We start from the raw sequence: 23,491 nt of genomic DNA, 5'->3' as shown, positions 1-23,491 counted from the left end.
TTGAATCTGGCGAATGAGTGTTCAAAATAACATAAGCTCATATTACGAATTGAAGTAAGTTAAAAAATGCTTTTTTATTGGTACCCGTAGCAATTTTTTATTTAACTTTTATTTCATTCCCTATCAATAATATTTTTGCCTTAATGTCCGCTCCCGGTTTGATGTTAAGCCTGAATTTTTTATTGACGGTAACAGTCAATGCAGCATTGCAGTTCTCCTTCAATATAGTAATACTTCCCGGCCCTGCCTTAACCACCTCAGGATTGCTGCTCTTTATTGTATATTGCGTGGGGTCAAGATACATGACGGCTTGGTGATCGTTCTCAATAAACGCGGTCTTTACTTTCACTTGCAATGTATCACCTGCTGCAACATTCCCTTGAGGTACTTCTAATGTAAAATAATCCGCCTTATGGTTTGCCATGAAATTGGTTTTTGACTGATAAATATCGAGTACATTAGTACATATATTAATATCATCAATCATCCTATTTTTAACTTCCTGTGCTATTTTGGAATCGCCGTCGATTTTTCGAAGCAGTTTTTCCAAATCCGATTTACATTTAATTATAATATTTACTTTAAATGTTTTATTGGAATACTCCTTAGAAATATGTTCCAGACATTTTTTATAATTTGAAGCTGACTTTATGGGCATTCCTCCAAAAGGCACATAAATCGTTTCTATTTTTCGCTCTATTTCACTAAATACTTTCTCAAGTACATCTTTGGGGTCTGTTGTTGAGACCACGGCCTTTTTCTGGTACACTCCCTTATGGAGCTCATCGTCAAAACCATTCCCAATCATTCTTCTATATTCAAAAACAGCAGCACCTGAAGCCCCAAGTTCTCTTACAGCCTTTACCTCTTCGGATAAAATACCGCCTTTGGCGATGTTCTCGGCTCCAAGACCTATAACCATGTGAGTCTTGCCATATGCGAATTTTTTAGTTTCAACTGTGTCATGTTTCAGCTTCTCCAAGTCATTTGTATAGATCATCGGCAATAGTTCATCTATATATCCCCTGCCAACCCAATCCTTTGGTTCCTGCATCTTTTCAGTCGGTCCGCTGTCGTATTGTGCTCCCACATCAGCGCTTACAAGGACTTCCGGCCTTATGGATTTTACCTCTGACGTAACGCGATATACAAAAGTATTAATAAAATCTGCTCTGAATTTGCACCAATCCGCCCATAATTCATGCTGGGGTGTAATGTTGATAGGATCGATACTGCTGCCTTTCGATTTCATATATAACTGCCTTGTATACTCATCATATCCAAAATCATCCGGAATCCCATCTTTTGCACTATTTGGCGCAGGATAACGAATATAATCCAACTGTATTCCGTCGATTTTATATTTCTTAACCAGTTCCTTATACAAATCGGATAGAAAATCCCTTACCTCCGGAAGTGCCGGATTGATATAATTAAAATAGGCATTGTAATCAGGTATATAATTGGCATTATTTCCAAACCGGCTGATAAGTGCCCATTCCGGTTTTTTCTCTATAACAGGGCCTTCGCCATTGACGCCGGCGAAAAAGTTTTCCACCCATGCATATATTTTTATATCATACTTTTTAGCTAAATCTACATAAGCTTTCAATACATCGAATCCATTATATATGGGATTCAAGCAGGTTAGCTTGTTTTCGGTCTTAAAAGCTGTATAACCGTTAAACCATGTTTCCAGATAAACGGTATTGATATTCATGGCATGCAGTCTTTGCAAAACATCATCCACTTCTTGTTCACTAGTTTCAAATGGTCTGATCCATACACCCCTCGTTTCAACAGTCCTGGATTCGGAATTCATAAAATACACTTCCTCTATCATTTGCTCAAGCTCCTTCGACTTTGCAATCGCATCCCTCATTAAGTAACAACCATACAGGCGCTTTGCCTCCGAATATCTTGCTTGTATAGATGCCAGCTTATCCTGTACAGCGTTATAGGGAACATCCAAAAACAGTTTTTTCTCTTCTTCTATCCTTTTGCGGACTTCTTCTGCTTTAAACTCCATTTTTGTCAGGAAAGAATCCGGTGTATGCAGAATTACTACCTTCTTTTCGGCTTTGTTGACGACTACGGTCGCACCGATCAAATCATTGTTGGCCACTATGGACGATTTTGTTCCATGAGTCGATATGACGAGTCCTCCATCAGGAATAGGAGAATTGTTTCCTCCGGCTTTGAATATTTTCCCATCCGAGTTTACTGAAACTTCATATCCCCATTGGTTCGTTCCCGTCGTTTCACCATATGTACTATCGTAAACTATTGACTGATTTGCTCCTCTGAATCCCGGATACGGTTCGTTTTTACTATCATCCCATCCCTCGGGATTATCTTCCTTGGTTTTAGGATTAAAAGCATCATATGGTATCTCATATGCATTGTATATATATAAATTATCCAAAACCACTTCGATGGAATCCCCGACTCTAACACTGCTAATCAATTTTTTAATATCGCGGTACCCACTTTGAACTGATATTACAACCCCATTATCGGGAATTTGCGTATTCCCTGTAGTGGCATCAGGAGTGATATGCACTACTTTTCCATCTACTGCTGTAATCTCCATGCCCCATTCGTTTGTCTTTGTTGAAGTCCCGTACTCAGGAGTATATGCAATAACTGCCCCGGCCCCCCTTACAGTGTTGACACCCGTAATGGAAACAGTCATATTATTTACAAGAAAATATTTTTCAGGAAGAATTTTTAAATTTATATTCTTCAATTCAACTCTCTGTCCGATCTTCAATGTGTTTACTATCTCTTTGGCAATGCCGGTTCCTGAAAGCACAGCACCGTTTTTGGGAATGTAAGTCCCATTGTCTCCATAACTGTTTTTCTCTAAAACAACATTATTGACAATGATTGCCTCTGATGTATCATTATAAAAGGAATCTGTATTTTCTCCGTACTCACTTGTGCAAACAGAGAGCTTATCTTCTTCCCTGGCCTGATTTACCACTACGGGATATATGCTCCCATTCTCCAGTTGTACAAATGGATCTTGTGCCGCAGATGGCAATTCTTCTGCATAGAGCTTCATACCTGGAGTAGTCGAAAAAGTGAGTACCAATGCAATCAAAAATAAAAAAACACGTTTACCTACCATTTTAATTCCTCCATTATTTTAAATATTAATATTAGCCCTTTATCGCACTAACCACATGTCTCGTAAAATATTTTCACAGCAATAATGCAAAATTAATATCAAGGGAACAATCACCTGGGGTACATATTCTTAATCTTTATACACCCACTACCTGTGTAGAGCTACATAGCATGCGCCATAGATACCCGCATCATTTTCAAGGACTGCCTGTACAATTCTGGTGTGCTCGAAATATGAAGGCATTACTCTTTGTTTAAATCGCCTTTCAATTTCATCAAAAAAAGGCCGGCCTTGGGCAGAAATCCCGCCGCCTATTACTATAAGCCCAGGATCCAGCAGATAAGTAAGGCTTACAAGCCCTGAAACCAGATGATTTAAAAATTCATCATAAACACTGATTGCAAGTTTCTGACCTTCGCGAACTCTCTTCATAATTTCTTCCCCATCTATATGATCAACAGTATGACCATTCTTTTGAGATTGACAAATATATCTTCTTACGAAGGCCTGGGTGGATGCATATCTCTCAAAGCACCCACGTGAACCGCACGTACATGGCTCTCCATTTTCATTTATTATCATATGCCCTATTTCTCCGGCGCCACCTTTTATTCCCTTATATAGCTTTCCGTCTATTATAATTGCTCCGCCTATACCGGTGCCTATGGTTATGCATACAAAAGTCTGAACTCCCTTTGCGGCTCCTTTCCACATCTCACCTAATGCAGCAGCATTTGCATCATTTTCCACATATACTTTGAGTCCTGTCATATTTCCAATATCCATCGATAATCTTGCCCCACTATAATCCGGAAGATTGTCACATGCTGATACAACTATTCCGTTTTCGCTATCTACCTGTCCGGCCGTACTGATGCCTACGCTGCTTAAATCATACTTATCCTTAAGCTTTAATATTTTAGAAGACAATACCTTTGGTATATTTATCCTACAGTCCTCGCAAGGCGAAGCAATTTTATCCTTAAATAGTATATCTCCTGTATTAGTCACTGCAGCATATTTAATATATGTGCCTCCGATATCAAAACATATTATATTGCCCATATAAACTAATATCCTCCCCGTTTATTTGCCTTCCTGCACCAGTTGAACTTCAAGCCCCACCTCAAACATCCTGTTCCACGGCATATAACAATCGTTAATATTTATACTATAGTTGTCATATTCAAGCCTATCACCAACAAATTTTTCGAGCTCGGCTTTTACCATATGTGATACCTTCCCTCTCTTACCGTCTACCTTAAAGTAATTGTACCCCATCGATGGAAGTTTTTCTTTGGTGACCAACTGTCTTACAAAGCTACAATAACCTGCATCCTCTACATACCTCAACGCAAGAAAATCCAGATGTTTCTTGCTGTTTCCATAAATTTTGTACAACATACCCTGTGATATACAAGTTCCAAGAGTATTGGAACTTGTATTCCACCCCGCATATGCAGCAAGTTTATATAAAAGCTTTTTTTGCCTCATCATCTCAATAAGTTCAAGGTCTGCTCCATTGGCATATGCCGTATCGGCCACAACGCAGGGTTTTTTAACGGTGTTTACAACATAATCCATATATTCAATAAATTCAGGTATATTCTTTTCGACATCATAAATCCCGCTCCCTCCTGCATAGGACAAAGCCTCCCCCATCGTCTCACCTGGAGTATTTACCATAAGTATGATATCAGCTTCCGGCAGGCTGCTGCACAATATTCCACCCGCACATATTATCTGGTATTTTATACTCTCAAATAAGATCCTATCTTCAAATAGTGGATTCACAAAAGGCCCCTTAGTGCCGGAAAACCTAGTATATACTAACGGCCTGACAGCCTTGTCTTCGTTGATCATCCTGGCAAGGAGAGTGCATCCCACTTCATCGGCGCCGGGATACATATATATTTTAAGATTCAGGCGATTTTGAGATATATATTTCCTGACATATTGCTGGTCAATTGCAGTAAATCCATATGGCGATGAATCATCCTGTGGAATCACAAGAAAGTCGATAATATCCTTTTTTACATAATCGATTGCTCTCCTGTTAACCTCCCTGTTTACATTTCTCCTGTCTGTATAATCCTTTAGTATACTATCGGGCAGCTTATCTTTTATCCCCTTAAGTTCTTCAATTTCATTTCTGTCTGCTTTACCCAAGGCTATCCTGTGGTTTATATATCCTGTCCTGAATATCTCACGTCCATAATCTTCATAGTAGTCAGGCTCTTCATCAGCACTGGAGTATTGTGGGCAACGCATTATCAGATTAAACGCGAATATCTTAAGATTGGGGTTTAACCCTTTCAACTCCCTCAATATGCTAAGTCGGTCAATACAATCGCTTATACTGTATCCATGCAGTCTGGAAGGGACAATTCCGCCATATACCAGCATATCAACGGATATTATAGCTCCAGATACATCCCTAACGTTTTCCAGCAGCCATTTCCTGATTTTCGCCGTATCTGCCGGGAGTTTTTTATTCCCCAGTATATCCCGGGGAGGCTTAATCATCTCGTATTCAGTGGCAGATGCAAGGATTTGGGGAAAATTATAGTTACACGGCCTTTCATCAAGGGGTAAATATAATATCTTTTTCACATATATCGTCTCCAATTATTCTATAATGATCTGGTATTTTCTTCTTAACCTTTTATTGCCCCTGAAATCGCGCTGATATAGTATTTCTGGAACGTGAGGAATATGATTATTACCGGAATTATTGATATAACAGTGCCGGCAGCTATATACCCAAATTTATAGTTGAACTGCCCGTTTAAATATTTGAGCGCAGTTGCCAGCGGATATTTTTTTGGATCCTGGAGTATTATTATCGGCCACAGGAATGAGTTCCACTTGCCTATGAAATCAAATATAATAATTGTAGAAATTGATGGTTTTATTTCAGGAAGCATGATCTTGTACCAGATCATGATCTCCGATGCGCCGTCTATTTTTGCAGCATCCGTCAATTCTTTGGGTATCACAAGATATGATTGCCTGAGCAATATTATACTGAAGACAGATACTCCTGACGGCAGTATTACTCCCAAAAATGTGTTTAAAAGATGCAGTTTCACTATAGTGATATAATTGACCACCAACCCAGCAGCACATGGCAAAATCATTGTACTTATCAATGCTCCAAAGACAATATCCTTGCCATAGAAATCCATGCATGCAAGTGGATATGCGCACAATGCTGAGAATATGACGTCGATTACAATCGAGCCAACTGTAATTATCACGGTATTCATAAAATATCGTGGAAGTGACATAAAGTTCATAACACCAATATAATTCACCAGCGATGGATTGTTGAAAAACTTCATATCATATATGTTCTGTCCCGACTTAAATGATGCATTTATAAGCCATAAGAATGGGCCGGCACATATAAGCGCAATAATTAGCAACAATAAATAAGTGGATATAACCGATATAACTTTCTTTATTTTTCTTCTACTTTTCAAATTTCTAGTCACTGTAGGTCATACCCCCTCTTTTACCATATATAAATACTGCAATGCTTAATATCGTTGTTACAATAGAAAGCAACAATCCGATAGCAGCAGAATATCCAAAATTAAAATCGGTAAATGCCTTGGTATATGAGTAATAATTAGTAACAAGCGTGGCATTGTTCGGCCCTCCGCTTGTAAGGGCAAATACTATATCGAATACTCCGACTGCAGAAAGCAGCGAAATGAATGTGCAGAACCATACATATGGTTTCAACAAAGGTATTTTAATTTTAAAAAACGTTTTAAATTTGTTTGCCCCGTCGACCAATGCCGCTTCTTCTATCTCAGCAGGTATCGATTGGAGTCCTGCAAGGTAGAGCATCATATAATATCCAAGCCCCTGCCATAATGTTATAAACATAATTGATGGCATAGCCAAACTGGGATTTTGAAGATAGTAAATAGGCTCATTTATCCATCCGTGGGATATCATAAAACCATTGATTATTCCATCCGGATCGAAAAGGAAACCCCATATTATGGATACGGCGATCATTGAAGTTACAACAGGTATATAGAAAAGTGCCCTGAAAAATTTTATCCCCGGCAGTTTTCTATTTACAAGAATGGCAAGCAAAATAGACAGTATTTGTATCGGCGGCACGACAAGAACAAACGTAACGGAATTTTTAATTGAAATCCAGAATTCATTGTCATGGAGTGCCCTTGTAAAATTATCCCATCCTATGAATTTGGTCTGACCGACTATTGAATAATCATAAAATGCAAGCGGCAAACTATATATTATCGGATAAAATAGAAAAACAATAAGAAGTATTAAAGCTGGTGCCATAAATGCAAATGCAACCATTGTATCCTTTATTTTCTTATTTCTAAAAGTCATAATGATACTCCCTTTTCCCTTATCTTCAACAAATTGGATACTCTTTTACCTAAAGACATAGATATGCGATCTTTGTAAGCAACCCAGTATAAACGCCTAACTTAAATTGAAATAGTGTTTTTATAAAAACTGGATACCATTTTATGTTTTATGCACTGTAAAATTGGAGTATTACAGTGCATAAACTAAAATCTTACCCACAAAATTTGTGGTTTTAATCAATCCTTCTTATTTGCAAGTATTTCGTTAACCTTTTTCTCCGAGCTGTTCAATGCTTGCTGCAGATCGGTATTACCAAGAATCGATGCCTCATAAACCTTGTTTACTTCTGTAAATATGTTGCTTCCTTCCGCTAAACCAAGGGTAAAATCTGCCGTTTTGGGAAGTACATCCGCAGCAATCGATATAGCTTTCTTTTCTATAGTACTTGTATCGGATTTAAAGAAGGAATCCTCTGAAGCTTTTTTTGTTGACGGGAATATCGCTACTTTTTTGCAAAAGGCAAGCTGATTCGCATCGTTTGTAATATAGTTGGCAAAATCTATAGCACTCTTGTGGTTCTTGCTGGCTGCAGGGACTACGATATTCATAAGAGGATTGAGGCTTATTCCCGCTTTACCAACCATGGGCTGTGTAACCTCAACATTCTTATATATGTTCGGCGCTTCGTCCTTTATCCTCTTGATCGATTGTGTTCCCGAATTAATAATTGCAAGCTTTCCAGTCGAGAACTGCTTCAACATCTTGTCCCATACACCCCAACCATCCTTTGGCAATATGCCATCATCAACTGCTTTTTTATACTTTTGCAACAGCGCCAGAGTTTCAGGAATATTAAATGTGGCCTTCGTCTTATCGTTATTTATTAATTGTATCCCTTCTTCAAATAATATCTGTGTAATATTACCAGGTATATACAAATAAGCTCCAGTTTTGTCCTTCATAGTTTTCGCCACATCGAACATTTCATCAAATGTTGTAGGAGGATTTTGTATTCCGGCCTTCTGGAATAAATCCTTGTTATATATCATTACTGTGGGGGCACCATACCAGGGGAATGCATATACGGAATTCCCGAGTTTCGTCGAATTATAAAGAGAAGGTATATATATACTCTTTTGTGCATCCGTTGCTTCCTTGTTAAGGTCTACAAGGGCATTTTTTCCTGCAAGCATAAGTGCCATGCTTGAATTCAAATTGACAACATCAGGTGAAGTTCCGCCTGCAGCAGATGTAATCAACTTGCTCTGAATAGCATCATAAGGTAAATCAGTCCATTGGATTGTTACATTTTTGTGTTCCTTTTGATACTGTGCAATCAAGCCATTGAAAAAATCTGTAAATGTCGGCTGCAAGGAGATTGTCCAGAACTTAAGTGTTACCGGCTTTTGCTCGTCAGCAGTAGTCGATGTCTTTGAAATATTGCCTCTGCCACATCCTAACAGAGTAGATGCTAATATTAATAACACCATAGTGACTGCCAAAATTCTAGCATTAAGCTTTTGCTTTAACATAAAACTTCCTCCTTATTTTTGGGATACATTGTTCTTATATTAAATGTTATTCTATATTAAATGAAAAATTCCTCCTTTTTTTCAAACTTTTTTGAACATTTATTACATTTTATCTCCTTTGATAAAATTAATTCTTACTGAAGCTTTTTCAAGATCATATGAATCTACCATAATAAAAAGGGTAGAGCAATTTGCCCTACCCTCATGGTATAGACTTATAAATAAAATACACAATCTGTTATTCACTCATAATGAGTTTATCAATGATGACTTTTGAAAAAAGTCGTCGCGAACGATACAAAGTCCGCGACGACGTGGCGGAGAGAGTGGGATTCGAACCCACGGTGCGGGTTACCCTGCACAACGGTTTTCGAGACCGTCACCATAGACCTCTCGGACACCTCTCCATAGAAAGCCATTAATTATTATACTAAATCCGAAGCCATAAATCAACAGGCTTATTTCTGCGATTACTGCACCAGAGTGCATATATCTTATATTTAAAAAGTATCTTTGCTCACATCCTCTATTCTTACGGTATATTCTCCATCGACGGACTTAACTTTGACTTCGTCTCCTATTTTATGTTTATATATAGCCTTACCAAGAGGTGATTCTATGCTGATCTTGTTATTTAACGGATCGACCTCAACTGCCGTAACAATAAAGAACTTTTCCGTCTCATTGTCTTCTATAAATCTTATGGAAACAGTTTTATTCAGGCCGACTTCATCATCTTCTGTAGTATCCTTTATTATTTTTGCAGTTCTTATCAGCTTCTCAAGATAGCGTATCCTGCTTTCATTTTTTCCCCTTTCCCTCTTTGCAGATTTATACTCAAAGTTCTCGCTTAAATCTCCTTGCGCGCGAGCTTCTTTAACATCATCAAGTATTTTATATCTAAGTACTACTTTTCTGTATTCTATCTCTTTTTTCAGCTTGTCTATTGCCTCTTGTGTAAGATAATTGTTCATTTTACTGCCAGGCCTCCAATACAGTTATTACTTTACTTTTTTCTCTTATTTCTAAAATAGTCTTTTATAATAATACTGCACTCATCTTCCAGTATGCCCTTATGAACTTCAACTTTATGGCATAAGTGGGCATTGTTTATAACATCCATTATAGAGCCGCATGCTCCTGCTTTTAAGTCCGATGCGCCATATATCAGTCTTCTGATCCTCGATTGTACTATCGCTCCCGCGCACATCGGGCACGGCTCTATTGTAACATATAAATCACAGCCTGTAAGCCTCCAGTTGCCTATGGCTTCGGATGCCTTCTTTATTGCTATTATCTCAGCATGAGCGGTAGGATCCATTCTGTTCTCCCTTTCATTATGGGCTGAAGAGATAACCTTGCCATCTTTTATTATAACCGCCCCTACAGGGACTTCATCTTCTTTTGACGCCTTTTCTGCCTCGAGCAGTGCAAACCTCATAAAATCTTCATCGCTCTTCATACAATCCATATTATACGGCACCTCTCAAACTTTGTAAGCGACTTATCATGGTAATTAAAACAAGTTCAGGTTCAAACCCCGTAGGCCTGCTTGCTTTTACAGATGCATATTTTTATATTTGGATACACCTTTGCTTACTATATATTATTGCTGTTATTTTACACATATATTGCAGGGATCGGATTTCCCAAGTTTTATAACATCCTTAAGCTTACCCAATTTTACGGTTTTGCTTCTTTTGAGCGTTGAGCAATTTCTATCATAATGGTACGAGTGTCCGCCAGGAGTATAATAAACTATCCTGTCGTCCTGGCCTGTTGAACTCTGCGGTGCAGATTTTGCCTTTGAAGTCTGGACCCCGCTGCCACTTACCCCTCCTTTTGAAGCGGCAGCATAACTTCCCGGACTACAGTTAAATGTAATATTCTTACCATCCGACATGCAGACAATAGTTCCATTTTCATCAGTTCTATATACTTTAATGCCCATGGCCCTTAACCTTTCCATTACGGATGCTGAAGGATGGCCATAATCGTTATCTTTCCCGACAGAGATAACCGCATATTTAGGTTTTACTTTGCTTATATATTCCCGGCTGCTTGAACTATCGGAGCCATGATGCCCGATTTTTATGACATCGGCCGATATGTCGAATCCTCTTGCCAGTATTTCATCCTCGGAAATTTTTTCAGCGTCGCCCTCAAATATGAATTTATTGGATCCATATACTATTTTTATGACAATAGAATAGTTGTTTAAATCGTCGTATTTGCTTCTATTGGGGGATAAAATCATACAGTTTGCGTCTCCAAGTTTAAATGAGCTTCCGGAGACCGGTTTAGTGATCTTTAATCCCTTACTTTTTATTGTACTTATCACATCACTAAAAGTTTTAGTATTTGTAGTCACCTCAGGCATATAAACTTTGGCCGTATCAAATGTTTTTATTATGGTATCCGCGCTTCCTATATGATCTTCATGGGGATGAGTCATAATAAAATAATCCAGCTTGGAAACATTCTGCTGCCTTAAATAATTTACTATTGTTTGTGCATCGCCATTGTTTCCGGCATCAATCAGCATATTTTTGCCATTCTGCTGTATAAGTATGCTGTCTGCCTGTCCCACATTTATATAGCTTATTTTAATATTACCGTTTGTTTTATTCCGATTCACGGATTCCGGTTTAACAGTATCCAAACTTGTTTTACCAGTTTGAGTCTTTTCTATATCTGTTTTATCCGTATTTTCGCTGTCTACTTCACTTTTTATAGTGCTGCTTGCTTTAATATCATCCTGCTTTTGCAGCAAAGAATATGTCGATCCGCCGGAAAAGATAGCATACGCAGTCGAAAAAAACAGCAAATACGCAATTAAAGCTATAACCATATTCAATGGTTTTCTTCTTCTAAAACCCAGCGGAAATAAATTTGGCCTTTTATCCACTACTTTCTTTTTCCTGTGAACCAGATAGCATATAACGGCCCCGGCATAAGGAACCAACAGTCCCACAGCCGTCCAGATATAAGGATTGCTTTTATATTTCTGCGAATGATAATATGTAAAATATGCCGATGCAATATAAATAAAAAACATAATAAAATTCAAAGTCGTCATCCCCTTTAGATATTTTATTCTATGAAAATAACTTATTTCCCTTCAATAAATATTCAGGATAACTTATTCATATATTTTTTTGTAGAAATATCCTTTAGAAAATCACTTATTATCATTTTTATAAAATAGTTTAATTTTTTCTTAAAAAATTTGTGTTTTCATAGAACAAAATATGTGATTTATACGTCTATAATATATAAAAAGATACATGAAATATTATTCAGGTTATGGGGGGACTATTTATGAAAATTAAAAATTCTTTTAATAATATTTCAGGATTAATTTATTCCATAGGACTATCATTACTTATATTTCTTCCTGTAATTCTGTTTGATTTTTTATATAATTTTTTTAAAAAAATATAGCAAAAGTCTGCCAAAGACCTAAGATCTTCGATGTGGAAGCCGCGATTTTTAGGCAGCAAAGTTTTATGCTTTTATAAAAAATAAGTTGTAAACATTTGCGGCTTTATATGTTTACAACTTATCTAAATAAAAGTTAATAAAGGTGACAAGCCACATTACACTATTTTGTCATAATAATATTCATTGATAACCTTGTCCAGTTCTTTGCTGACTTTTATTACTTCACGATCAGTCATTAGTTTGCTTGTTAATAATTTTTTTAAAATGTTCCTCAGAAGTTCTGTTCTTTCTTCCAGATTGTTCTCCAATATTGTTCCCCCCTATGTAGGGCTAATTATATCATATTATTTTGAAGAATATGTTAAAAAAGTAATATTTGTGTTATTCTCTATCAAAAAAATATATATATTTGCCCTTCAGCTAAATTTAATTTGTTGTACCGGTTTGGTTTGATCCCCATTATCAAGCTTAACCGGTGCAATAGGTTAAATAGTAGAGTAACAATTGCTCTGCCGTTAAAGAATATAAATATAAAGCCCTGAATATGTTGACATTCAGGGCTTTATATTGGTGCGCCTGAGATGAATCGAACATCCGACACACGGTTTAGGAAACTGTTTATCTCCTTTATGTCAACTAAATTTATACTATTTATTGTATATATGCATATATTTTAAGCTATTATTTGCATATATACAATATAAAAAAATATTTTATATGAAATCCGTCCCCAAACTGTCCCCATTGAAAAGTAAAAATATTTTAAGACTTTTTTAAAAAAGTTATTGCATTTTTATTTTGCGTAGTATACTATAAATATAGCAACTAAAAACTTTTAATCTGCTGAATAGCGTTATGCAATATGTCTTAAGACATTTTTAGTCTACCTATGAGGGATGGAAAAATTTATTAATATGTCTTAAGACAGGTTAGATTACCTATAAGGGATTGAAACCTCTTTTTTAACACTTTAAATTAAAAAATAGCAGTTTTACTTAAAATAGTAAGCTGCTATATTTTTATTTACCCTAAATATTACCATAATGCGTCTATGGGCCTATATGAGCGTTAAAAGGGCAAATCGCAATATGGTAGACATATTATACCTTCAAATATTGTTTTAGACGCATAGTGAGGCAGAAAAATAGATATAGATAGGCTTAAAAAATATTAGATAGGGAAAAATAAAAAAGCCCCGGGTTTATGCCCGAGGTCTTTTATTATTTCTATTCGGTTGCGCTTCCATTTATTTTGCCATCATCCAAATAGTCCTTTGCTTTTACGTAATATTCATCATACAATTTTTGTATATAACTTTTTAAATCCTCGTCACTTATAAACTTGCGTACTATATCGGGTGCGATATAGTCATATAACGCAGTCAATACAAAACTTAGCTTCTGCTCTCCTGCCTCTTTGCCGAATTTCTTCTCGGCTGTTAGCATCAGCTTGTATATTGCCTCCCTTATGGTCGCCAATACTGCCGCCTTGCCCTGCTTGCGGTATACAATATAAAGATATACTACTACTGCCACCACTAAAATTGCTATTAAAACATATTTCTGCATAATTATGCCTCCATTTATTTTATTTTTATTTTCTGCCCGATGTAAATTTTGTTCGGGTCTTTGATATCTGAATTAAGCTTCATTAAATTATTCACGGTTGTTTTATAGCGTGCTGCTATACGGCTTAATACATCTCCTGCCCTTACCGTGTAAAATGCTGGTGCGGATGTGTCATGTACTGGTATATTGTCTATTTTTATTTTCTGTCCTGTATAAATTTTGTTTGGGTCGGGTATTTGATTAATCCTTGCCAACTCTTTATAGCCGCCGTTAACATGGTATTTTGCCGCTATTCCACTTAGCGTGTCGCCCGGTTTAACGGTATAATATATATTTATATCCGCAGGCGGATTATACGCTGCCTTGAGCCTTATATGCTGCCCTACTTTAATTATATCCGGGTTAGCGATATTATTTATTTCCGCAAGCGTTTTATAGCCACCTGAAATATTAAACCTTGCGGCAATACCGCTTAATGTATCCCCTGCCTGCGCTATATATATATCTGGAGTTGTCGACTCTGCAGGCTTGGGTTGTTGCTTTGGCGCAGGCGGCGGTGTTATTGGCTTTGGCGCAGCCTTTGTGCCAGTAAAAAATTCAATTGTTCTGCCATTCATAAGCCTGTCTAAATCTAAATTATCTTCATACCCACTTATACGTCCCACGCTGGTGTATTGGTGCAAGTCGCAATAATAGGCTGGTGTAGAACTTATCTGCCCATTATTAACTCCATAGTGCGGCAACCAGACAAAGTCAGCTTTGCTGAGATCCAAATTAAAAATTTCATAGCGATTATGGGCCACGTAAATGCCAATCTTTTTATTCCCCGTGTATTTTCTTAGCTCAGCTATATAGGCATTTATGCCGCTGCGCATATCTTCCATGCTCTGTTCCTCAACGTCCAACGCATAAAAGGCGGGGTTATAATCTTTTGCCCTACAATAGAAGTCCCTTGCCTCCTGTGCCATATCTGCTATTGATATGCCGCGCACAAACGCATATACTCCATATGGCACTTTATGCTTCTGCATTTCCGCTATGTGTTGCGTATAGCACGGGTCAATTTTCAAACTGCCATACTGTACACGTATTATTGCCATATCAAGCTGCTTACAAAAAGTATCATAGTCTATTTTACTCGGGTCTTGCCATTTGCTTATGTCTACTATATAACCCATTGTTTTACATCTCCTCTACTACTTAAATAATCCTCTTTGAACTGCGTAAAAAAAGAACCCTATAAAACTTGTAATTAGGATTCCTATAAACCACCACATTGTAGATGTGAGCGCTTTTAAGTTCTCGCATAAATGCTTTAAATCTTTTTGTAGGCCTACGCTATTTTGTTCAAGTTTATCTAATCGCATTGAATGGTTGTTAAGCCTGCTTTCGTGATTGTCAAGCCGTTCATTTACCCTTTTATGCCGCTCATCGCACACTGCCTCATTCATTTAACGTCTGCCCCCTTTTAACTTAGCACTTCTACACTTGCGGAATTTGTGCCGTAATGTGTGGTACTTGTTACCGTTATCTTGTTAAATCCTACAACCGTTAGTCCCGTGCTTATATTTGCGCTGCCGTTTACAGCTAAAACATCCTGTACAATTGTATCGTCTATGCTCAAGTGTGCTGTTTCGTTTACGGCATCGGGATAGGTTATAGTTATATTCACTGTACCGCCTGCGAGTGTGCGTGCTTTATCCGTTGTAATTGTCAATCGCTTGTTAAAGGTCTTATCTGCGGAATTATAGCATTCGTAATTTTGAAAGTCGCCCTTATAGTCCGTGATTTTAACTACTGTATAAGTGTTCGCATCGTATGGGTAGTTCTCCGGCAATTCTGTTACATTGGCCCACGAAATTATATAGTCTACGTTGCCGCAATCTTTCCTCACAAAAGCAAATCCTACCATATTTATGCCTCCCTTCTACCAAAAATAAATCGTTCCTGTCCAGTTGTTGCTGCTGACATTGTAATTATTAACTCTTAATGTGTTGCTATTACTATACGCAAACGTTAATTGTACATTCCCAACTGTGCCGCTTGTCGCAATAATTGGGTTGTAGCCTAAATTATGCGTTATATATACACTGGTATTCATATTGATTGTGCCGCTCCACGTAAATGCCGGAATACTGCCAAGCTTTGTATATCCTCCTTTGGCGGTTACTTTGCCATTTGCTATTATATTGCCATCTTCATCCATATCTATTACTGGGTGTTGTATGCCAGTCCCCCCGACGGTAATTCCGCTATTGGCCATAAGACTTGTACATTTTACACCGTCCCCACTGGCTGCAAATAATAAAATTCCGCTTGTTATGTCTGTCACTTTAACCCCGCCTGGGACTGCCTTACTGCATAAAATACTCATTCCAGTATTGTCTAAAGTAATAGCATTATTCCCATTTGTATCTTTGACTATTGCAATTCCGCTTGTATTATTGCTGCCGCCTAGTGTAAGCGTACCACCGTCTATATCATCCGCGCTGACCTTTGGCGTTGTAACCGAACCATCGGGATGAACAATAAATTGTTTTCCTGTCTGCGTGCCAAATACGGCGCTTCCATCCGTTTTAATCTGTATCGTGGCAATATTGTTATTGTAGGCAACTATACCTATAGCATTATTCGTGCCGCCTAAAACATCTCTGCCCATAGCAACACCTGTCAAAACTGGGTTTGCCGCTGTGCCGCCGTTTACACCGGCAAAAATCTTCGGTGTTACAATGGATTGATTTTTAATTACCGTTTTTGTGCCATCCCAGTTTTGCACCCAGTCCAAAATTGGGCCAGGAGGCCCTTGTGGGCCAGTTGCACCTTGTGGGCCTGTATCACCTTTAGGTCCTTGTGGTCCTTGTGGTCCTTGCGCACCATCGCAAACTATCGGTATGATTTGTTCGTCAAGCAGAGCTGTAAATCCGCCTGCTTGGTAAAACTTTATATCAATTATTTGTAAGTTAGCGGTATTAATATTGTATATTTTGTTTGTTTCGTCGGCAGCGCTTCTATATTTCTCTGTATACGTGTTTCCGTCTGTAGATTCGGAAATAATGAATCTGCCTGCGTAATCCTCCGGCAGCGCGTCTCCCTTTTGGGTTTTACCTGATGCAGTAAAATTATTCGGTGTGTAAATACCGTTTACATCTTTATTTATTGCTGCAATATTCAGTTTCATGTAGTATGCCGTTTTATTGGAATTCCATAGGCCTTCATTCAGACTAATTTTCTGTTGAATCTGGTCTATGATTTGATATTTTTGAATAAACGTAGGGTAAAAATAGCCAAGTGTACATTTGCTTTTGGCAGGGTCTGTATAGGATATCGTCAAGTCAACCACCCGAGCATTTAAGAATAAAGCGGGATTAAATGTTCTATCAATTACCCTTACATTATCGCCAAGCCTTACCTTCTCATGTTCGTATCCTGCAACTTTCTCCAGCAATGCAACATCCAAAACATACGAATATACGCTGTTTTTTCTTTCCTGCAGCGCATCCCATGTTTCTTGCAGTAACCTTGACGGGTCGTCTTGGTTATTGTCCTCGAATATACCTTCTATGTTACGCCCGGTCCTACTCCATACCTGAAGAGCGTTATCGTCGCCAACCCAGTCCTGCCCGGCGGGTTTGTCGGCTGGTTTGCCGTTAGCTCTACTCCATACAACATTTTTAAAGGTTAGTTTATTATTGTTTGCATCGCTCTTGCCTAATCCTATTAGGCTTGTTACAACCTGTTGTGTGTTTTGTATCCTCTGTATATCCTTTATATCTTTTGTATACTCAAAACGCTTGCCTGTGTCGCTTCCACGCTGCAATAATAGGTCTATATATTTTCCTGTTATGCTGCCGCCCTGAAGCGTTACTCTATACCTAAATTCCCCGCTAAATTGCTTTGCCATCTGTTGCACGGCTGCAATTACAGTAATATAATCCTTAAATTCTACATCTTGCGTGCCCAGCCACTCTACGATTCCAACCTGCCACTCGGTGTTTTGCAATACGTTTGCAAGTGCGGCTTGGGCAGTTATGCCGCTTAACTTTTCGGGTCTTATCATGTTGCCATTAAGCTCCATTGCGGCATTTTCACAGCTGACATGCTTTATCGCTGGGCCATTATGCTCGTCATTAACTTCTGTCGCAATAAATAGCACGTAATTTCCATCGTAATCCTGCAATGCCACCAAATCATTGCCCTGAATATCTGCTATTACATCCGTATCGAATTTATAAGTTAGTAACCCATCACTCAATCGTTCGTAATGCTCATCGTTCCAAAATGGAACTGCTTCTGGGCTATCATTATTTAGTACCTGCTTCAATTTCTGTGTTTTTTTGTCAAAAATAAATAACATTATAACCACCTCTGCTGGAAACTAACTTCTGTGTCCGCCATTCCTTGCGGGATAATATCTATTTCGCTATTTCCCGGCGGCAGTGATAGAAATGTACTGCCTAAGTCCAATAAATCCATCTGTATTTCTCCGTTTTTCCTTATGCATGCCTTTGCACAATCAATTTCCACCGTATCACCGGATTGGAATATTTGCGCCTGCTGCGTGTCTGCATTTACATCGTTTAACTTATATACTTTTATGTCGTCGACCTGTTCAATTATTGTTGGATAACTTGCGTATGCACCAAAATAAATTTCTACTTGCGCTATTGGTGCATTATAGGCATTGCTTGTATCTATCCAGTATTTCTCATCCCGTCTTGAATTCAATCTTCCGAAAACTTCGTAATTATCCATTTCGTTGAATAGGCAGTGCCATCTATTGCCTTTACGCTCCAGCCGTATCAAGCCCTGAAAGCCGTTAAAATATCCATGCCATAATCCATACGTTTCAAAAAATTTTACACCGCTGCCTGTACGCCCTGCCATTGCTCTAACCGTATTCTCTGCATCTGCCGCCCAATAGTCGCCGACGGTCAGTTGTCCTACTATGCTGCCATTTACATCAAGCAAAATAATTGATAGCTTCCCCATGCCTTGGTAGGTGTTTTTGACTTGGCATAGTACATCGACTTTAAAATCCTGTATTGGGTTTGCCAGGCTGCGCTTTATCGCTGGTCCATGGCATCCACTACCGGTCCCGTAACTGCCAACATTAAAAGCGTAATTGCCATATTCCGCCACGTTGCCAGCTATACTATCTGTACCGTCTACTGCCCCGCCTGTTTGCCACGGTGCCAAATCGCCGCATCCATCATCTAAAACTAATTCCTCTGGCTTAATGGGCGCCTGGTTTACGCTTTGCGGCTGCCCCAGCATTACGTATTTGTCCGCCATAACTGCCGCATAAAATGTGCCCGGCGCCCTAATTGTTCCCTTTATTATTGGATATGCAGGCATTGTCCCGTTATTGGTTATTTGCACTATATCATTTACAGCCTGTATAACCGTATCCTGTGTACTATATGCGAATGGGTCATCGCAGATAAATTTAAGCGTGCCTTGTCCGAGTCGTATAAACTGCGTTATATCGGTTGCCCCATTTAAATGTGCATAATAAACTTTATCTGGTTCGTCGCTGAATATTAGCGGTTTATCCTCTCCGGTGTCAAGCCATTGGGCTATGGCGCGAATCTTGCCTTGCAAATCTGTTTCATCGGCACCAACTATATTTATATCTACGTCTATTTCTCTCGCCCCGTAGTTCCCGCCATAATAGTATTGTCCCGGTCTTTTGGGAACCTGTACCGCATAGTCCGTAATTGTCGGCAGCATAACACGTTTTGCATTCGATACTATACAATACTGCTCATTGTCTATGCCGTCGTATGTGAAATGTAAATAGCCTATTTGCTGCGGTATTATAAAAGCCATATTATATCACCCCTAATGCCCTATTCGTTGCTATGCGTTTCTTTTCCATCAATAAATCAAGGTATGGAATAACCGCCTGCGCTGCTTGTTTACCATCGATGTTTATATTTACCGTTAGATTACCAGTAACATTCGGTTGCGGCTGCTCTTGTGCATTTTTGGTAATAGATTCGCTATCATCATTAGGGATAACTTTACTATGCTGCGGAAGATAAACCAATTCCGGGCCTTCTTCACCAACCCAGCTCCATCCACCGGGCGCATCATCAGTGCCCTCTGCAAAACCACCAAAGCTGCCACCACCGACGCCGTAAGAATTGCCTGAGCTAAAGTTCCCAGTTAGTATTTGCCTGACTTTTAAAGTTGCAGTATGTGTGTCAAGCCAGTCCAGAAGTCTTTGCCATTTTGTCTTTACTTGCCCTGTTTCCCAGTTCACTTCATTAACATGCTCTCTCGCTTGGGCCTTAGCCTGACTAACAACTCCATTATGCATTTGCTGTGCTTGCTCAACTGTTTTATCTTTCTGCCTTATTGCATCAGCTATGAGCTTATCTGCCTGGCTCGATGTAATACTATGAGCTTCATCTCTTTGCCTAACTATCTCCTGAACAACTGCATTGCATTGTTCCTCTGCGGCCATGATAGCTTTATTCTTTTGATCATTACTATTTTTCACCACATCAGCAGCTTGCCTTGCAGATATAACTGTATTTTGCACTCTCATTCTATCCATAATAGCTTTGCTTTCAATTTCATATTGTGAAAGTGCCTGTATGCCAACATTAACCATATCCTGCTGAATTTTATTTATATCTTGTTGCTCTTTTTTCGTTAATGCTCTATGCTCATTGGCAGCTGTTTGCAATATTTCTTTTATTTTTGCCTGGTAACCTTCGACAGTTTGTTGCTTTTGATTATTACCCTTAACCATTTCTGCAAGTATTTTGGTCTCTTCATCTTTAGTAAGTGCATTGGATTGACTTAAAAAAGTCTGCATTTTTGAATATGATTCTGAATTATGTTTTTCAAGCCCAGCAATTATTTGTTTCCCCATATCGTCAAAAGTACTTGATATAGAATTTGCCATATCCTTAGTAACCTTTTGTCCAGACCAATTTAACTGATCTAATGCTTTAGTAGCTTTATCGTTAAGATCTAAAAATGCTCCCACTGCCTGCTCAGTAGTTTTTGATGTTTCCTTGCCAAATAATTGTACCTGTGGAATAGACTCTTTTTTAAAATGATTATAAAGAGCTATCCCTGCAATAGTAATTCCCGTCAATCCAGCTATTACCCATCCGCCAGGACCAATTAGCCCTGATAGTCCTGCCAATCCAGCTTTAAAACCGCCCGTAGCCGCCGTTGTTGCTGCAGTCGCTGCTGTGGTTGCCTTGGTAGCAGTTGTTACAGCAGTCATTGCAGCGTTAAATTTACCAGCCATGCTTATTATACCGCCTATACCCGTTGTTGCTTTTCCTATAATAGTCATCGCTGGCCCTGCTGCAGCTACTATTGCAGCAATCTTTATTAAATGCTCCTGCTCAGCATCAGACATATTATTAAGCCTATCTATAAAAGGTTTTGCCATATCCATAGCCTTGTCAACCAGCGGAATTAGTTTCTGCCCGAATTCTATACCGGCCTGTTTAATTCTTTCTGTCATTGTCCTAAGTTTATTTGTTGGACTATCCATGGTCCTGCCCAGGTCCCCCTGAGCCTTGGCTGTAGCCTGCATAATAAGACCGTATCTTGCTGCAACCTTTTGTGCATCGGTCATTTCGGTTTTTTGCATTTTTATTTTTCCTGAAGAGTCTTTTACCACTTTACCATGTTTATCAAGTGCTGGTACCTGCTTTATAATACCGTTTGTTAAAGCGTATGTTTCAACCGCAGTGTCGTTAATCAATATCCCAAGGGATTTTAAGGGTTCTGTTTCTCCGCTTATACCGGCCTTAAGCTTCTCAAAAGCTTCTTCAGGTTTTAAGTTATAAAAGGATGCCATATCATAGGCAAGCTGTGTTAAACCCTCGGACATACTCAATGCCTGCTCTTTTGTCTCTCCCATTGATGTAAGCATAACATTGAATGTACCTACATTTTCACGCACCTCATATGCATTTAATCCAAGAGCTTTTGATACTTCTTCGCTCCATGCTCTTGCAGAATTTGCCATACTCCCCATTGAAACTTCAAACAGATTTTCACTCTCAACGGCATCCATAGCCATCTTTGTCGCTGCGACACCAATGCCTGCAAGTGGGACGCTGACAAAAGTAGTCAACTTGCCGCCCATATCTGAAAACTTTTTCCCGCTGTCAGATATCTTCTTGCCCATTTCCTCCATTTTCTTCTGTAAATTGCTCATCTTTTTAGCTGCTTTATCAATAGCTGAGTCATATTTGCTTGAGTCAAGCACGAGTTCACTATATACTGTCCCTGCGTTTATAGCCATATTTTCACCTCACTTTATAGTAATAAAAAAAGTACTTACAAATGTAAGTACTACTTAAATTGAATCCATTATTGTGGCATAAATGTTATTCCGTTCGAACCCCCAATGGTAATAAGGTCATCATTTTCTAAATCAAACGTGACTTCTTTTACCCCAATATCACTTGAATTAGATATTATTTCATTCGTCTTTGACATACCTGAGCTATCATAAACTATAAGATTTGATGAACTACTTTTATTATTACATGCCTTATATCTGCCGGGAGCAATATCCTGTCCTACTAACCAATATCTACTATACAAAATAACCTGCTGTTTATCGGTTACATAATCACTTGTAACGGGTGTGAAATGTACTTTATTTATGCCGGATATTTGTATTCTTGCGCTATCAGGCAAAACTACTCTCACTTTATTTACTCCTGGGCTTCCTAAAACTTCGTTAATTATTGATGTGCCATCATCACTATGAATAATAAAATTACCTGATCCTGATGTTGCCGTTACATCATAAGTTCCAGTCTGAACATCCTTACCAGCAGTAAAAGTTCCTGCGCCTAAATTAGTAGCTGTGCCTTTAACTGTTCTCTTCTTCTCCTCTTGTTGCCACTCAGCTACTTGCTTATCGCGTTCCTTAGATAATCTGTCAAAATCATCTTTAATTTTATTTTTATCATTTTCAGATAATTTATCATATTTTTCTTCTATTTCTGCAAATTGGGTCCTTTGCTCTTCTTCAAAATTTTTATATGATCCTTTCAGCAATTTCAAATCAGATGTTGTTAACTTTGTTTCATTACTCTCATTTTTTATGCCTTCTGTTTTTGTATTTTCCTCCTGTGTAGATACTGCAGTTTTATTATCTGACTTTGAATTATTTATACGACTTTGCATATTGAAACCTATCACCATTAGAATGATGCCTGCCAAAACAACGGGTAATGCTTTCTTAGCTGGTATAATTTTACCAATTAAATCTATAGTATAAAAAATTAAAAAGGGTAAAGAAAACAAAATTAAAAAAATGCCGAAGCCTAAAGAAAAAAGACTGATGATTGTTATAGCATAATATACTATTGCTATAATTTTCTTCCATAACTTTCCGCTCCTAAAACCAGGTATCATCATCAATATATTCATATAACATCCCCCCCTGAGGAATATTATAC

Annotated in this window: 18 protein-coding genes and 1 tRNA gene; all 19 read right to left on the bottom strand. The window is 38.3% G+C overall.

Translation table 11 applies throughout. The features are described from left to right. Positions 1–97 precede the first annotated feature (97 nt). Positions 98–3,133: a family 10 glycosylhydrolase gene (locus QME45_04470; GenBank protein MDI6617919.1), complete on the bottom strand. Its 3,036-nt coding sequence runs from the start codon at positions 3,131–3,133 to the stop codon at positions 98–100. A 147-nt stretch (positions 3,134–3,280) separates the two neighbouring features. Beyond that, the gene (locus tag QME45_04465; protein ID MDI6617918.1) at positions 3,281–4,198 is read right to left on the bottom strand and encodes an ROK family protein; all 918 of its coding nucleotides are present in this window, start codon (positions 4,196–4,198) and stop codon (positions 3,281–3,283) included. 21 nt (positions 4,199–4,219) lie between these two features. Continuing rightward, positions 4,220–5,746, bottom strand: a complete 1,527-nt coding sequence (locus QME45_04460; GenBank protein MDI6617917.1) for a DUF4127 family protein — start codon at positions 5,744–5,746, stop codon at positions 4,220–4,222. Positions 5,747–5,790: 44 nt separating this feature from the next. After that, the gene (locus QME45_04455; protein ID MDI6617916.1) at positions 5,791–6,630 is read right to left on the bottom strand and encodes a carbohydrate ABC transporter permease; all 840 of its coding nucleotides are present in this window, start codon (positions 6,628–6,630) and stop codon (positions 5,791–5,793) included. Beyond that, entirely contained in the window at positions 6,623–7,513 is an 891-nt protein-coding gene (locus tag QME45_04450; protein MDI6617915.1) for a sugar ABC transporter permease, read from the bottom strand. Before QME45_04450 ends, QME45_04455 begins: the two co-directional genes overlap by 8 nt. A 218-nt stretch (positions 7,514–7,731) precedes the next feature. Further along, positions 7,732–9,027 carry a sugar ABC transporter substrate-binding protein gene (locus tag QME45_04445; protein ID MDI6617914.1) on the bottom strand — a complete coding sequence of 432 codons (1,296 nt, stop codon included), beginning with the start codon at positions 9,025–9,027 and terminating at the stop codon, positions 7,732–7,734. A gap of 315 nt (positions 9,028–9,342) precedes the next feature. Further along, positions 9,343–9,434: transfer RNA gene (locus tag QME45_04440), tRNA-Ser, on the bottom strand. 93 nt (positions 9,435–9,527) lie between these two features. Continuing rightward, positions 9,528–10,001 (bottom strand): transcription elongation factor GreA, encoded by a 474-nt coding sequence (gene greA / locus QME45_04435; protein MDI6617913.1) that lies wholly within the window; start codon positions 9,999–10,001, stop codon positions 9,528–9,530. Between the two features lie 32 nt (positions 10,002–10,033). After that, on the bottom strand, positions 10,034–10,498 hold the full coding sequence (tadA, locus tag QME45_04430) for a tRNA adenosine(34) deaminase TadA (protein MDI6617912.1): 465 nt from the start codon (positions 10,496–10,498) through the stop codon (positions 10,034–10,036). Positions 10,499–10,642: 144 nt separating this feature from the next. Continuing rightward, positions 10,643–12,097 (bottom strand): ComEC/Rec2 family competence protein, encoded by a 1,455-nt coding sequence (locus QME45_04425; protein MDI6617911.1) that lies wholly within the window; start codon positions 12,095–12,097, stop codon positions 10,643–10,645. 529 nt (positions 12,098–12,626) lie between these two features. Further along, the gene (locus QME45_04420) at positions 12,627–12,779 is read right to left on the bottom strand and encodes an aspartyl-phosphate phosphatase Spo0E family protein (protein MDI6617910.1); all 153 of its coding nucleotides are present in this window, start codon (positions 12,777–12,779) and stop codon (positions 12,627–12,629) included. Between the two features lie 918 nt (positions 12,780–13,697). After that, on the bottom strand, positions 13,698–14,039 hold the full coding sequence (locus QME45_04415) for a hypothetical protein (GenBank protein ID MDI6617909.1): 342 nt from the start codon (positions 14,037–14,039) through the stop codon (positions 13,698–13,700). A 14-nt stretch (positions 14,040–14,053) separates the two neighbouring features. Continuing rightward, positions 14,054–15,217, bottom strand: coding sequence for a LysM peptidoglycan-binding domain-containing protein (locus QME45_04410; protein MDI6617908.1), 1,164 nt, complete (start codon positions 15,215–15,217; stop codon positions 14,054–14,056). A gap of 18 nt (positions 15,218–15,235) precedes the next feature. Next, a complete protein-coding gene (locus tag QME45_04405; GenBank protein MDI6617907.1) occupies positions 15,236–15,490 on the bottom strand; it encodes a hemolysin XhlA family protein in 255 nt (84 codons plus the stop codon). Positions 15,491–15,507: 17 nt separating this feature from the next. Next, on the bottom strand, positions 15,508–15,951 hold the full coding sequence (locus QME45_04400; GenBank protein MDI6617906.1) for a hypothetical protein: 444 nt from the start codon (positions 15,949–15,951) through the stop codon (positions 15,508–15,510). Between the two features lie 15 nt (positions 15,952–15,966). Then, a complete protein-coding gene (locus QME45_04395; protein ID MDI6617905.1) occupies positions 15,967–18,393 on the bottom strand; it encodes a phage tail spike protein in 2,427 nt (808 codons plus the stop codon). After that, positions 18,393–19,868, bottom strand: a complete 1,476-nt coding sequence (locus QME45_04390; GenBank protein ID MDI6617904.1) for a phage tail family protein — start codon at positions 19,866–19,868, stop codon at positions 18,393–18,395. Before QME45_04390 ends, QME45_04395 begins: the two co-directional genes overlap by 1 nt. Position 19,869: 1 nt before the next feature. Next, on the bottom strand, positions 19,870–22,320 hold the full coding sequence (locus QME45_04385) for a hypothetical protein (protein ID MDI6617903.1): 2,451 nt from the start codon (positions 22,318–22,320) through the stop codon (positions 19,870–19,872). 68 nt (positions 22,321–22,388) lie between these two features. Further along, positions 22,389–23,462: a hypothetical protein gene (locus tag QME45_04380; GenBank protein ID MDI6617902.1), complete on the bottom strand. Its 1,074-nt coding sequence runs from the start codon at positions 23,460–23,462 to the stop codon at positions 22,389–22,391. Positions 23,463–23,491: the final 29 nt, after the last annotated feature.

The sequence above is a fragment of the Clostridiales bacterium genome (genome assembly GCA_030016385.1).
Taxonomy (GTDB): domain Bacteria; phylum Bacillota; class Clostridia; order Clostridiales; family Oxobacteraceae; genus JASEJN01.
This window is presented reverse-complemented; position numbering and strand designations above follow the sequence as displayed.